9 protein-coding genes and 1 pseudogene are annotated in these 15,342 nt (G+C 45.3%); 3 read left to right on the forward strand and 7 right to left on the reverse strand.

Annotated elements, in window-relative coordinates:
• Position 1: 1 nt before the first annotated feature.
• Both F993_RS15460 and F993_RS15455 read right to left on the reverse strand, forming a co-directional pair.
• The gene (locus F993_RS15460) at positions 2-1,192 is read right to left on the reverse strand and encodes an acyl-CoA dehydrogenase (RefSeq protein ID WP_004652879.1); all 1,191 of its coding nucleotides are present in this window, start codon (positions 1,190-1,192) and stop codon (positions 2-4) included.
• A 181-nt stretch (positions 1,193-1,373) separates the two neighbouring features.
• Positions 1,374-4,841: an indolepyruvate ferredoxin oxidoreductase family protein gene (locus tag F993_RS15455; RefSeq protein WP_004652881.1), complete on the reverse strand. Its 3,468-nt coding sequence runs from the start codon at positions 4,839-4,841 to the stop codon at positions 1,374-1,376.
• A gap of 202 nt (positions 4,842-5,043) precedes the next feature.
• Here F993_RS15455 and F993_RS15450 point away from each other — a divergent pair, with 202 nt between their 5' ends.
• Positions 5,044-5,982, forward strand: a complete 939-nt coding sequence (locus tag F993_RS15450; protein ID WP_032812652.1) for a LysR family transcriptional regulator — start codon at positions 5,044-5,046, stop codon at positions 5,980-5,982.
• A gap of 222 nt (positions 5,983-6,204) precedes the next feature.
• Here the strand turns inward: F993_RS15450 and F993_RS15445 are convergent, their stop codons facing one another.
• The 5 genes and pseudogenes from F993_RS15445 to F993_RS15425 form a co-directional block, all read right to left on the reverse strand.
• Positions 6,205-7,107 (reverse strand): hydroxymethylglutaryl-CoA lyase, encoded by a 903-nt coding sequence (locus tag F993_RS15445; protein ID WP_004652883.1) that lies wholly within the window; start codon positions 7,105-7,107, stop codon positions 6,205-6,207.
• Positions 7,104-9,095, reverse strand: coding sequence for an acetyl/propionyl/methylcrotonyl-CoA carboxylase subunit alpha (locus F993_RS15440; protein WP_004652884.1), 1,992 nt, complete (start codon positions 9,093-9,095; stop codon positions 7,104-7,106). The genes F993_RS15445 and F993_RS15440 overlap by 4 nt, the downstream gene beginning before the upstream one ends.
• Positions 9,077-9,911: pseudogene (locus tag F993_RS15435) on the reverse strand (enoyl-CoA hydratase/isomerase family protein). Before F993_RS15435 ends, F993_RS15440 begins: the two are co-directional and overlap by 19 nt.
• 9 nt (positions 9,912-9,920) lie before the next feature.
• Entirely contained in the window at positions 9,921-11,522 is a 1,602-nt protein-coding gene (locus tag F993_RS15430) for a carboxyl transferase domain-containing protein (protein ID WP_004652886.1), read from the reverse strand.
• Between the two features lie 24 nt (positions 11,523-11,546).
• Entirely contained in the window at positions 11,547-12,719 is a 1,173-nt protein-coding gene (locus F993_RS15425; protein WP_004652887.1) for an isovaleryl-CoA dehydrogenase, read from the reverse strand.
• 148 nt (positions 12,720-12,867) lie between these two features.
• On the opposite strand from F993_RS15425, the gene F993_RS15420 reads away from it, so the two are divergent.
• Both F993_RS15420 and F993_RS15415 read left to right on the forward strand, forming a co-directional pair.
• Positions 12,868-13,485, forward strand: coding sequence for a TetR/AcrR family transcriptional regulator (locus F993_RS15420; RefSeq protein WP_004652888.1), 618 nt, complete (start codon positions 12,868-12,870; stop codon positions 13,483-13,485).
• A 113-nt stretch (positions 13,486-13,598) separates the two neighbouring features.
• The gene (locus tag F993_RS15415) at positions 13,599-15,293 is read left to right on the forward strand and encodes an AMP-binding protein (RefSeq protein ID WP_004652890.1); all 1,695 of its coding nucleotides are present in this window, start codon (positions 13,599-13,601) and stop codon (positions 15,291-15,293) included.
• Positions 15,294-15,342: the final 49 nt, after the last annotated feature.

The raw sequence follows: 15,342 nt of genomic DNA on the forward strand, positions 1-15,342 counted from the left end.
TTTAGAACGCTGCGAGTCCTGTTTGGGCACGGCCTAAGATCAAAGCATGCACATCATGGGTACCTTCATAGGTATTCACAACTTCAAGATTGACCAGATGACGGGCGACACCAAATTCATCACTAATTCCGTTTCCGCCTAACATATCTCGCGCCAAACGGGCAATCTCCAAAGCCTTACCACAGTTATTGCGTTTAATCAGAGAGGTCGCTTCAACTGAGGCAATGCCATCATCTTTCATTCGACCAAAACGAAGCGCGAGCTGTAAACCGAGCGCAATTTCGGTTTGCATATCTGCCAACTTTTTTTGAATCAGTTGGTTGGCAGCCAGTGGCTTGCCAAACTGCTTTCGATCTAGTGTGTATTGACGGGCGGTGTGCCAGCAAAACTCGGCTGCACCCATGGCGCCCCAAGCAATGCCATAACGGGCACTGTTTAAACAGGTGAAAGGGCCTTTTAAGCCACGAACTTCTGGGAATGCATTTTCTTCAGGCACAAAGACTTGATCCATCACAATTTCACCCGTAATAGACGCTCTTAAGCCGACTTTGCCGTGAATTGCAGGGGCAGAAACCCCTTGCCAACCTTTTTCTAAAATAAAGCCGCGAATCGGGCCGACATTTCCTTCTGGCGAAAGTTCTTTGGCCCATACCACAAATACATCTGCAATCGGGCTGTTAGTAATCCACATCTTGGCGCCACTTAAACGGTAGCCGCCTTCTACTTTTTTGGCGCGACAGGCCATACTACCTGGATCTGAACCATGGTCTGGTTCGGTTAGGCCAAAGCAGCCAATCCATTCACCTGTCGCAAGTTTGGGTAAGTACTTTTGCTTTTGTTGTTCAGTCCCAAATTCATGAATGGGAACCATCACCAATGAGCTTTGTACACTGGCCATTGAACGATAGCCCGAGTCCACTCGTTCAATTTCACGGGCAATCAGACCATAACTCACATAATTCAAGCCTGCACCGCCATATTGTTCTGGGATGGTGGGGCCGAGCAGGCCTAATTCACCCATTTCTCTAAAGATATGTGGATCGGTTGTTTCATGACGGAATTGATCAAGCACCCGTGGCATTAACTTGTCTTGGCAGAATGCATGGGCTGTATCACGAATCATGCGTTCTTCTTCGTTCAGTTGCTGTTCAATTAAAAAAGGGTCATTCCAGTTAAACTCTACGCGGCTCATTATTTTTTCCTTCATCATTGTTCTAGCAAGTTCCTATCATTTTTCTCGGCTGAGCTGTTTGGTGAACTCAGCTTAAGTCGAAATACTTTAACGTATTTGGGATGTGCTGCAATTAAATTTTAATCAGCTGACCAAGCATCTCCTCAGATATTGGATCTGCTCAGCCAGTGATTGATGGTACTTAGACTTTGTTGGTGAGATCAACTGACAACTCATCCCAACGTTGGTTTGCGACTTGCATGGCTTGCATTTTGATATGTCCAAAACCACGGACTTCAGCAGGCAGTTCGGCAATCTGTTCTGCAACAGCCAGATTATAGCTATTTGGTGATGAGATCAGCGTTTCAACAAAGGCGATGTAACGATCACGCCATGCATGTTCATATTGACGTTCTTGTTGACGTGCAAATGGATCAAAGAAACTTTCGCGTAGCCATTGTAGGCGAGCAAGTAACATCATTGGAAAACGCATCCAATAACCAAAGATACGTTTACGCACATTGGTCCCCAGTGTTGGTGGAGCAAGATGATAGGATAAACGTACACCACGACCAAATTGCGACTCAATGGACTGTTTAAAGTTTGCACCTGTCAGTAAACGTGCCACTTCATATTCATCTTTATAGGCCATGACACGATACAGTTGAGTAGCGATAGTTTTTGCCAGCGCTTCTGGCAGTAATTTAGCAACCTGTTCCAACAACATACGATATTGATTGGCATAGGCTTCATTCCAATAGTCTTGCAAACGTATCGTGCGATCATTGATCAGTTCAGTCAGTGTTTGTGGCGCATTGCTTTTTGGTAAGCTGTCGAGTAAACGGGTAATTAGGCTCGGGTCACTGGCAAGGTGGCATCCAATACGGAAGGCTTCAAGGTTTTTATCAATCGCCGTGCCATTCAGTTGAATGGCTTTTTCAATACTTTCACGTAACAGTGGAATTTGCCCTGATTGCCATGCCATCCCTAAGAGCAGTTGATTGGCATAGATGGCATCACCTAGAACCTGTATTGCGATTCGTGCCGCAGGTAAGGAGAGCAGATTTTCTTTGTGGACACGGCCACGCAGACGATCAATCAAATCATGAATCGGTGCATACCAGTCACGTTTGTTAATAAAGTCTGAGGTGGGTGAGCCATCTTCATTGACGATCACCATCGCATCTTGTTTTAAACGTGATAGCGCGGCATTACTACCCGCCACAATGGCATCAGCACCAATCAATAGATCACATTGGTGTTCTGGAATTTTAGTTGAGGAAATTTGCGCATCATCTGCGGCAATTTGAATATAGGAATACACCGTACCGCCTTTTTGCGCCAGTCCCGCCATGTCCATGACCCGAGTGGCTTTACCTTCCAGATGTGCGGCCATACCCAGTAAAGCCCCGACGGTAACCACTCCGGTTCCACCCACACCACCGACCATAATCCGATTTGGTGTATCAACAAGTTGAGGAATCAAAGGACGTTCAGGCCAACCTGTTGCAAAACCTTCAAACTTGGCGGGGCGTTTCATATCACGGGTATGCACGGTGACAAAGCTTGGGCAGAAGCCTTCCACACAGGTGAAATCCTTATTACAGCTGCTTTGGTTAATCTGACGTTTGGTGCCCAAAGCCGTTTCTACTGGCTCAATTGAAAGACAATTTGATTTTTTTGAGCAATCGCCACAGCCTTCACAAATGTCACTATTGATATAAAGACGTTCAGCCGGGTCTGGATAAGCATCACGTTTACGGCGACGACGTTTTTCACTGGCACAGGTTTGTACATAGATTAAAGCGGTCACACCCGAAATATCACGCAATTCACGTTGTACTGCATCAAGATCATTGCGATGGCGGATTTCGACATGTGGCGCAAGGTGTTCTTCAGCATGGATCAGCTCGGGTTCATCGGTCACAATGACCTGTTTTTTAATGCCTTCTGCATCGAGCTGGCGAGTCAGTTGCGCCACACTCAAATGTCCATCAACATGCTGACCACCGGTCATGGCAACCGCATCGTTATAGAGGATTTTATAGGTGATGTTGATGTTTGCTGCAATAGCTTGTCGAATCGCCAGATAGCCTGAATGGAAGTAGGTGCCGTCACCAAGATTGGCAAAAATATGCTTTTCATTAGTGAAATGTGAGGCACCCGCCCAACTGACGCCTTCACCGCCCATTTGCGAGAAGGTTTCAGTGCCACGATCCAGTGACACCGCAATATAATGGCAACCAATGCCACCTAGTGCGCGACTGCCTTCTGGTACGGCGGTCGAGGTGTTATGCGGACAACCGCTACAGAAATACGGTTTACGCTCGGCCAAATCCAGTACGCGGCGTGATTCTTGCTCAGCTTTATGCAGTAAATCGACACGACTCTGGATTTGCTGTCTTAAACTTTCAGGCAAATCTAACTGTAAAAACCGTGCTGCCAACATTTTAGCAATCGGTTCAGGTTGGAACTCGTAATGCCCAATCAGCGGTGCTTCTTCAAATGAGGTACTCCATTCACCTTTACCATGGATCGCTTTGCCGATTACATGTGGACGTTGCTCATCAGGCAGGGAATACAATTCATCTTTAATTTGTGCTTCCAGAATCGGACGTTTTTCTTCGACCACAATCAGTTCTTGTAAACCCGCAGCAAATTCACGCAGACCTTGTGGTTCCAAAGGCCAGATTAAACCGACTTGATAGACCCGCAGACCAAGTTGTTGCGCTGTTTCATTTTCAATGCCGAGAATGCGCAAGGCTTCGATGGTATCGAGATAACCTTTACCACTGGCTGCAATACCAATACGGGCATGCTCACACGGCCATGTGATCTGATTCAGTTGATTGGCACGTGCATAGGCCAATACTGCGGGTAAGCGATATTGATAGAGTCGTTGTTCTTGTTGGATGCCATGATCTGGCCAGCGAATATGGATGCCGTCGGCAGGCAGCTCGATTTCAGGTAAAACAGGTGTGACACGATCGAGATCGACAATGACCGAAGCAGAGGTTTCAACAATTTCACTGACCAGTTTCATTGAGGTCCAAACCCCAGCAAAACGTGACATGGCAATCGCATGGACGCCCAAATCGAGAATATGTTGCACCGAAGTTGGATAGAAAATTGGAATACCACAACCCATCATCACATGTTCGGATTGGTGGGGTACGGTCGAAGATTTACAGGAATGGTCATCACCAAACAGGGCAACCACGCCACTATGTTCTGCTGTTCCTGCAAGGTTGGCATGGCGAAGTACATCGCCTGAGCGGTCTACACCTGGGCCTTTGCCATACCACCATGCGCTTACACCATCATATTTGCCTTGACCTGCAAGGTTCGCTTGTTGCGTGCCCCAAATGGCAGTCGCCGCGAGGTCTTCATTGATACCGGGTTGAAAGACGACATGGTGATCTTTAAGTATGCCTCCAATTTGCCAAAGGAAATTATCATAATTCCCGACAGGGGAACCACGATAACCTGAAATGAAGCCAGCAGTGTGTAAGCCGTTCAATTCATCACGGCGAGTCTGTGCTAGAGGTAACCGAACCAGTGCCTGAATGCCTGTCATATAGGCCGAACCGTGATCACTGATATATTTATCATCCAGTGATACATCTTTAGTAGCGATCATTTTTGAAGTAACTTTTGTCGCTATATTCATTTATGTCTCCTTAGAATTGTGTGTAGTTTTGACTACTTTCTTTTTTCAACATCCGGTTGAATATTTGGAGTAAGTACATATTTTAAAAAGATTGATCAGCGGCGTTCGCTAAAAAAAACTGCTCAATCAATGTACATATTTGTCATTGTGGTTGATCCAGACTGGTGCAACAATGCGTAATTTAGAAAAAGATATTTACGTTATGCGCAAAAATCTTGATGGTGGACTTTTACATGCAATGCATGCCTTCCTGAAAGTGATTGATAGCGGGAGTTTCACGGCTGCCGCTGAACAGATGGAACTGACAACTGCGCAAGTTTCGCGATTAATTAGCGAATTAGAAGGACGTTTAGGTACAAAACTACTACAACGATCTACCCGCCAGCACGCCTTGACTGAGATTGGTGAAAGCTATGCAGAGCAGTGCCGTCAGGTGCTTGCCATGGTGGAGGAGGCTGAAGCACAGGCAATGGGTATGGCCACCAAGCCGCAGGGCCGATTACGAGTGTTGAGTATGGCGAGTTTCGGTCATCATTATCTGGCACCGATGATGGCGGAGTTCTGTCAAACCTATCCCGACCTGACAGTTGAATATCGAACCTCACAAAATGTACCCGATCTATTGGGTAAGGGCATTGATGTCAGTCTCTACTTGACTGAATCTCTGGCGGATTCGAGATTTGTGGCGCGTCGCATTGGTACGATTTTTTCGGTGTTGTGTGCTTCGCCTGCCTATCTGGAAAAGTATGGCGAACCTCAATCGCTGGATGATTTGCAGCAACATGCCTGTTTACGTCTGGTCAATCCTTCGATTACACCACAGTGGCATTTGGTCAGCGAAAACAGTTGTTCTTATCAGATTGATATCAATGGTCCCTTGATTGCAGATACCCCTGAATTGTTGCTGGATGTGGTACAGCAGGATATGGGGATTGCATTATTACCGACCTTCTCATCGATTGATGCAATTCGGGCAGGGCGACTGCGTCGTATTTTACCTGCTTGGCGATCACCTGATATCGGGGTGTATACCTTATTGCCATCGCGTCATTTTGTGGATGCAAAAACACGGGCATGGCTGGAGTGGGTCGAGCAGCATATTTCTCCGAAAATCCAAATGGATACGGATTATTTTTTATAAAAATTTAAATGCTCCTTACAAAAAAGGATCAAGAACAAAAAGGATTAAAATAAAAAGTTGAAAATGCTTCTTTAGAAAGAGGCATTCCGTTCAGAGATGAATATTATATTTAAATAAATCGCATAGATGAGTTTCATCCCAATACATCCGTGGAACGAGCCAATGAGCAGAACAAGCTTAATTGATTAAGCTTGTTAAATGGTGAGTGAATACGAATCGTAACTAAGCACACTTTGTTTGCCAGTAGGCATTGCTGTAATTGGATAAGCTTTTTCGGTTTAAGACATGGCTAATATTTTGGCTGGCTCGCATCAGTTTTTCTACATCAACGCCCGTTTCAAAACCCATATGCGATAGTAGATAGAATAGGTCTTCGGTCGCGACATTGCCAGAAGCGCCTTTGGCATAAGGGCAGCCACCCAGTCCCGCAAGGGATGAATCAAACACACGAATGCCTTGTTGTAAGGACTGGTAAATATTGGCAATTGCCATGCCATAAGTATTATGGAAATGTCCTGCCAAAACCTTACTGTCGAGTTCCGCCAGACAGGCTTGCCAAACTTTTTTGACTCGATCAGGTGTAGCTGTACCGATGGTCTCACCTAAAGACACTTCATAGCAGCCCATGTCATACAGTCGTTTAACTACGGCCACCACTTGCTTAGGTGCAATTGCACCTTCATAAGGGCAATCCACGATACAAGAGACATAACCACGCACACGGATATGCTGCGCTTTGGCTGCACGTAGCACATCAGCGAATTTTTCAAAGCTTTCATCAATTGAACAGTTAATATTTTTACGGGTAAAGCTTTCAGAAGCTGCGGTAAATACCGCAACCTCCTTGCATCCCACTGCCTGAGCAGCTTCAAAACCTTTGATATTGGGGGTGAGCAAGCTTAAATTCAGATCAGTACCTTGTGGGAGCTGCTTAAACAGTTCATCGCTTTGTGCCATTTGCGGCACCCATTTGGCAGACACACAGGAACCGACCTCAATTGATTGTAGTCCAGCATTTATCAGATCATGAATGAAGTTTAGGCGTTGTTCGACGGTCAACGCCTGTTTTTCGTTTTGCAGACCGTCTCGGGGACCGACCTCCACGATTTTGACAAACTCACTCATGCAACTTTCTCCTGTAAAGGCTGAAATTCCACCAGTTCATCACCCGCTTTCACCTGATCACCAACCTGAAAATAGGCATCAACAATCACGCCGTCTTGTGGTGCTCGAATGGTGTATTCCATTTTCATCGCTTCAAGCGTCATCAAGATATCGTCTTTTTTGACATTATGATTGGCACCGACCAGAACCTGAGTCACTACACCCGGCATGGGTGCTTTGAGGTGGCCTTGATCTGCTTGGCTATCCTCTTGATGATAATCTTGGCGAATATAAGCAAATTTATGGCTTTGTCCCGTATGGAACAGGGTAATGCCTTGCTGACTCTGGTTAAATGACAGTTTCTGTTGGGTATCATTAAGATGAATCACTGCTGTGTGTGCATCCAGTAATTGTCCAGAAATCTGGTAACTTTCGCCGTTATATTCAGCATTAAAACCGTGTTCAGCCGAACTTAGCTTGATGTGAATAGTCTGATCTAGATAGTTCAGTTTGATGGTTTGCTTAAAGGCAATATTTAAACGCCATAGCGGTTGTGCTTGCCATAACTGTTTTTGGCTAGAGTGGTTGTGATTGAGTTTGCTTAAAAATTCGATAAAGGCGGTGGCAATGACCAATTCAGGTTTAATCTGTTCAGGCTGGAACAAGAAATCATGTTCACGTTGAATCAGATTGGTATCCAGTTGGGCTTGTTTAAATGAGTCACTGCGTACAATTTTTTCCAGAAAGGCAATGTTGTTGCCTAAGCCATCGACGTGGAATTGGCTGAGCGCATGTTGCATTTGAATGAGTGCTGCTTCACGATTTTTGCCCCATACAATCAATTTGGCAATCATTGGGTCATAATAGGTGGTGATTTCATCCCCTTCAACAATGCCGCTGTCGACACGTACATATGGGGTTTGAGTAGGGTAGTGTAAATAGTCAATTTTACCAATAGCAGGTAAAAAGCCTTTTTCGGGTTCTTCGGCATAGATACGTGCTTCAAGGGCATGACCATGAATCTGTAATTGATGTTGCAGTTTTGGGAGTGGTTCACCATCGGCAACACGCAGTTGCCACTCCACCAGATCTTCACCGGTAATCATTTCAGTGACAGGATGTTCAACTTGCAGGCGAGTGTTCATTTCCATGAAATAGGCGGTACCGTCCTGTTCCACAATAAACTCAACCGTACCCGCACCGACATAATCCACTGCACGGGCAGCATCAATGGCCGCTTGACGCATGGCATCCAGTTTCTCAGCGGGCATTTGCGGTGCAGGGGCTTCTTCGAGTACTTTTTGATGACGACGTTGTACCGAACAATCACGTTCAAACAGATGCACATAGTTACCATGTGTGTCGCCAAAGATCTGTACTTCAATATGACGCGGTTGAATCACATAGCGTTCAATTAAGACATCGTCATTACCAAAGCTAGACTTGGCTTCACGTTTACACGAGGCTAAGGACTGCAAGAAATCCTCACTACGCTCAACCAAGCTCATGCCTTTACCACCACCGCCAGCACTGGCTTTGATTAATACTGGATAGCCAATTGCATCGGCTTGCTGTTTTAAAAAGTCGGCATCTTGATTGGTTCCGTGATAACCCGGTGTTAATGGCACACCAGCTTTTTCCATCAAGGCTTTGGAAGTGGCTTTGAGACCCATGGCTAAAATCGCATCCACGGGTGGGCCAATAAAGCAAATATTGTGTTGCTGGCAAGCCAAGGCAAATTGATCATTTTCGGACAGGAAACCATAGCCTGGGTGAATCGCTTGGCTACCTGTATCAATCGCTGCTTGAATAATACGATCCGCCTGTAAATAGCTTTGTGTGGCAGGGGATTGCCCGATATAAATCGCTTCATCAGCCATTTTGACATGCTGTGCATGAGCATCTGCATCTGAATACACCGCAACCGTTGCAATACCAAGTTTTTTTGCGGTACGAATCACACGGCAGGCAATCTCGCCACGGTTCGCAATTAAAATCTTTTCAAACATTGTGATCGTCCTGAATTGTTGTTATTGAGAGGTGGAAGTCCACGCAGGTTGTTGTTTATTTAAAAAGGCATTCAGACCTTCTTTGGCTTCACTGCCTTGACGAACTTGAGCAATATGCTGTGCAGTCTGCTGGAGTAAATCATCACTCATCGTTTGGTGACTGACCATCTGAATCAACTGTTTCGATGCAGCCTGTGCCTGTGGTCCACCGAGTAACAGTGCATCAATAATTTCTTGAACTTTTTGGTCTAAGTCTTCTGCATCTGCGACTTCATGAGCCAAGCCAATCTGTTTGGCGTCGCGTGCTGAAATGCGTTCCGCAGTTAAGAAATAGCGAGAAGCCTGCCGAGCACCAATGGCACGAATTACATAAGGACTGATGGTAGATGGCGCAAGACCGAGTCGAACTTCTGAGGTGGCAAATTTGGCATCAGTACTGGCAATACAAATATCACAGGCCGAGGCCAAGCCCATACCACCGCCAAAGGCAATGCCATGCACACGCGCAAGTGTCGGTTGCTTTAAGGTCGCGAGAGCATTTAGCATCTGTGCAAGTTTGAGCGCATCGGCTTCGTTTTCTGCGGAAGAGGCTTGACCTGCCTGTTTCATCCAGTTCAGATCGGCACCTGCTGAAAAGCTTTTGCCACGTCCAGCCAAGACCACCACACGCACATCATCACGCTGATTTAAGCTGGTAAAGCAGGCATGTAATTCTTCAATCACCGTAGTATTAAAGGCATTGTGCAGTTCTGGTCGGTTTAGCCAAACATAGGCCACTTGACCGTGTTGTTCCAGTTGTAAAAATTGATAGCTCATAGACACCTCTTACATGCGGAACACGCCGAACTTGGTCGGCTGAATTGGTGCATTCAGCGCAGCAGCAAGGCTCAGCCCCAGCACATGACGGGTTTGAGCAGGGTCAATCACGCCGTCATCCCAAAGGCGGGCAGAGGCATAATATGGATGCCCTTGGTGCTCATATTGTTCACGAATCGGTTGTTTAAATTGATCTTCTTCCTGTGCTGACCATTGCGCGCCTTTTTGTTCAATCTGATCACGTTTCAAGGTTGATAGCACGCTGGCAGCCTGTTCGCCACCCATCACCGAAATACGTGAGTTCGGCCATGTCCATAAAAAGCGTGGTGAGTAAGCACGTCCGCACATGCCATAGTTACCTGCACCAAAAGAACCGCCAATAATCAGAGTGAGTTTCGGTACATTGGCTGTAGCAACTGCCATCACCAACTTGGCACCATTTTTGGCAATACCTTCATTCTCATATTGACGACCGACCATAAAGCCAGTGATATTTTGGATAAACAGCAATGGGATATTACGTTGAGTACATAGCTCGATAAAGTGTGCGCCTTTCTGTGCAGATTCAGAAAATAAAATCCCGTTATTGGCAATGATGCCAACAGGCATACCGTACAAAGAGGCAAAACCTGTGATCAGAGTTGAGCCAAAACGTGCTTTAAATTCATCAAAGCGCGAGCCGTCTACGATGCGGGCAATCACTTCACGGACATCGAAAGGTTTTCGCGCATCACTGGGCACAACGCCATAGAGTTCGTTGGGATCAAACAGGGGTTCATCTATTTGCTTGTTTAATTCATTGGGCTTTTTATTCAGATTGGCAACGATGTTACGGGCAATCGCAAGTGCGTGTTCATCATTTTCAGCCAAATGATCGGCAACCCCTGACAGGCGGGTATGTACATCACCACCACCCAAATCTTCACTGCTGACTACTTCACCTGTCGCGGCTTTGACCAATGGCGGGCCACCGAGGAAAATCGTACCTTGATTACGGACAATAATGGTTTCATCCGACATGGCAGGGACATAAGCACCACCAGCGGTACAGCTGCCCATCACTACCGCAATTTGGGCGATACCTTGGCTCGACATACGTGCCTGATTATAGAAAATACGCCCGAAATGATCTCGGTCAGGAAACACCTCATCTTGCATCGGTAAGAATGCACCGCCCGAATCCACCAGATAAATACACGGCAAGTGATTTTGCTCAGCAATTTCCTGCGCACGTAAATGCTTTTTCACTGTCAATGGATAATAGGTGCCACCTTTGACGGTTGCATCATTGGCGACGATCATGCAGGTTACACCATTGACTTGACCAATTCCTGCAATCACTCCCGCAGCAGGAATGTCATCTTCATACACCTTGTAAGCAGCTAACTGACCAATTTCTAAAAAAGCAGTACCGACGTCAATCAGTTGATCAATACGATCACGTGGTAAAAGTTTGCCTCTGGCCAAATGTTTTTGGCGGGCATTTTCGCCACCACCGAGTGCGACTTTTTGAGCCACTTGTTTCAGATCGCTGACCAATGTTTGCATGGCATTTTGATTGGTTTTGAAGTCTTCACTTCGAACATTAATTTTGCTGTGTAATTGGTTCATAAGCTGCATCCTGATTTATGGTTATTATTTGGTTTCATTAAACAGTTCGCGGCCAATCAGCATGCGGCGAATTTCCGAAGTTCCTGCACCAATTTCATAAAGTTTGGCATCACGCCATAAACGACCAGCCGAAAATTCATTGATATAACCATTACCACCGAGAGTTTGAATGGTTTCACCCGCCATCCACGTGGCTTTTTCTGCTGCATATAAAATCGCGCTGGCCGCATCTTTGCGTAAGCTACGATCATGGTCGGCTTTGTCACAGGCCGCGCCAACAGCATAGACCAAGGCTTTACACGCCAGCCAAGTGGAATACATATCCGCCAGTTTGCCTTGCATCAATTGAAATTCACCCAAGGCCTGACCGAATTGTTCACGTTCATGCAGGTAGGGAATCACGACATCCAGACAAGCATCCATAATGCCTAAAGGCCCAGCACTTAAAACCGCACGTTCATAGTCCAAACCACTCATCAGTACTTTGGCACCATTGCCAACGCCACCAAGTACGTTTTCGGCAGGCACTTCTACATTGTCAAAAAATAGTGGGTAGGTATTAGAGCCACGCATCCCGAGTTTGTCTAAATGCTTACCATGACTAAAGCCTTTCATGTCTTTTTCAATCAGGAAGGCGGTCATGCCTTTGGCACCTGCATGTGGATCAGTTTTGGCATACACCACCAATACATCAGCATCACCACCATTGGTGATCCACATTTTTGAACCATTGAGAACAAAGTGATCGCCTTTTTGTTCAGCACGCAGTTTCATACTGACCACATCCGAACCTGCATTGGGTTCAGACATTGCCAAAGCACCAACAAAGTCACCCGAAATCAGCTTGGGTAAATACTTCTGCTTTTGTTGCTCGCTGCCGTTACGGTTAATTTGGTTAATACACAAATTGGAATGTGCGCCGTAAGAAAGACCAATAGAGGCAGATGCACGCGAAATTTCTTGCAACACGATGATATGTGCTAGATAGCCTAGATTGGCGCCGCCATATTCTTCAGAAACGGTTAAGCCCATCAATCCCATATCTCCAAATTTTTTCCAGAGATGGGCAGGGAATACATTGTCCTGATCGACTTGTTGTGCAATAGGTGCAATTTCCTTTGCACAAAATGCAGCAACTGAATCTTGTAGAGCAATTAACGTTTCATCCAGACCAAAGTTCAAGCTACGTAGGTTCATTGTGTTGTCATCCCAGTGATTATATTTGTTGTTCCATTAAGCGTTGTTGTGTGTGCTTAGGAACTACCTTACAATGAATTTTTAAAAAAGTGAATAGTGATTCATAAAATGATTTACAATTCACTTTATTTGTTAGAGAATAAAATTTATGAGCTATAAACGATCAACTTTAATGCAGGAGCGGATGGAGCAAAATCGTAAATCGATTTTGAGTTCAGCCAGAAAATTAATTTCAGAGGGAGGTTTCAAAGACGCACAGATACAAACCATTGCTGAGCAAGCAGGGGTCTCAAGTGGTCTGGTTTATCGCTACTTTGACAATAAAAGTCAGGTGTTAATTGAGGTCTTGTCAGAAGCCATCAATACCGAACTGTTGGTGATTGATGCCATCACAGAAAGTGATCTGACCGCACAACAAAAATTGCACAAGGCAGTCGCGACCTTTGTAAAACGGGCCTTGAACAGTCCGCAGCTGGCATATGCACTCATGTTTGAACCAGTCGATTCAACTGTTGAACATGAGCGTTTTCGGGTAAAGCAGTTGATTAAACAAAGTATTAAAAAAATCCTTGCAGATGGAAATGCAAGTGGCGAGTTTGTTCTGGATGACTTAAACACAACAGCCATGTGTGTGGTCGGGGCAATGACCTATGTGGTGGTTGAACCGTTGGATCCAGCACAAAATACCAAGTTTGATCATGCGCACAAAGACTATTTTTCCAAACAGATTGCTGATTTTTGTGTGGATGCAGTACAGAAAAAGTAGGGCAGACAAAACGGTTTAACATCACAACAACAGGCAGTTTGAAGAGTAGTTGCAGTTACAACAATTAGATCAGGTAAGACCAGAATTAAAAAAGAATCAAGGAGAATGATTCAATGCAACATGTACGGTTAAGCTATGCCTCTGGAACCAGCTCGCAGCCCCTGTTGGGGATGACGATTGGAGATAAATTTGATCAAGTCTGCCAGCAATATGCTGAGCAAGAGGCGATTGTCAGTTCACATCAGAACCGACGCCTAAGCTACAAAGAACTACAGCATGAAGTGAATGCATTTGCTTGTAGTCTGCTCAAGCTGGGTTTGAAAAAAGGCGATCGCTTGGCGATCTGGTCGCCGAATTGTGTGGAATGGACCGTGACCCAATTTGCCGCATTTAAAGCAGGCATTATTTTGGTGAATCTGAATACTGCTTATAAAAGTCATGAACTGGAATATGTACTCAATAAAGTCTCCTGCAAAGGCTTGATTATCGCTTCACAATTCAAGACCACAGATTATCAAGAATTGCTGAGCAAGATTGCACCTGAACTCGCATCTAGCCCTGATAAGATATTGAATGCAGCTCGGTTACCGCACTTAAAATATGTGATTAAAATTGATGAGCAGCAGCATACCGGTATCCATCGTTTTAGTGATTTGCTCGAAACCCCAAATCAATCTCAGCTCGATGAGTTACAGCGCTTAGCCAAGCAGTTGCAGTTTGATGAAACCATTAATATCCAATTTACTTCAGGAACCACAGGCAATCCGAAAGGGACCATGTTGACGCATCATAACATCCTGAATAATGGCTACTTTGTCGGTGAAGGGATTGGCTTAACCCCCCAAGATCGCGTCTGTATCTCAGTTCCTTTATTCCATTGTTTCGGCATGGTGATGGGCAATCTAGCCTGTATCACGCATGGTGCAACCATGGTTTATCCTGCGTCAGTCTTTAATCCGTTGGAAAGCTTAAAAACCATTGAGCAGGAAAAATGTACGGCAGCCTATGGTGTGCCGACCATGTTTATTGCCATTTTGGAACATGAGCAATTTGCCGAATTTGATTTGAGCAGTTTGCGTACCGGTATCATGGCAGGCAGTCCATGTCCGAGAGAAATCATGCAGCGTGTGATTGACCGCATGCATATGTCAGAAATCACCATCTGTTATGGCATGACTGAAACCTCTCCAGTCAGTGTGCAGAGTTATATTGATGATTCAATTGATAAACGAGTCAGTACGGTTGGGCATGTTCATCCACATTTGGAAGTTAAAATTGTCGATTTAGAAGGCGAAATTGTGCCGCAAGGGACGCTCGGTGAACTTTGCGTACGTGGTTATTCCGTGATGGCGGGGTATTGGGATGAGCCTGAAAAAACCAAAGAAGTCATCGATGCAGCGGGCTGGATGCACACCGGTGATATTGCTGAAATGGACAGTGAAGGCTTTGTCAAAATCAAAGGCCGGATTAAAGATGTGGTGATTCGCGGTGGTGAAAACCTGTTTCCCAAAGAAATCGAAGATTTTTTATATACTCATCCCGATGTCTGCGATGTGCAAGTGATTGGTTTGCCTGACATGCGTTATGGTGAGGAACTCTGCGCCTGCATTATTTTGCATGAACATCATCAAAGCAATGAAGACAGTATCCGTAGTTTCTGCAAAGAACATATTTCACATAATAAAGTGCCACGTTACGTTAAGTTTTTTGATGAGTTCCCGATGACGGCATCAGGTAAAGCACAGAAATTTAAATTGCAGGAAATCATGCGGGCAGAGCTGAATTTGACTGCTGAAATTTTTGATTAAAACCGTATTCCTCCTTTGTGCATTGTGACTGAGGAGGAGCTTTGATGTC

Source organism: Acinetobacter proteolyticus (genome assembly GCF_000367945.1).
Lineage (GTDB): Bacteria > Pseudomonadota > Gammaproteobacteria > Pseudomonadales > Moraxellaceae > Acinetobacter > Acinetobacter proteolyticus.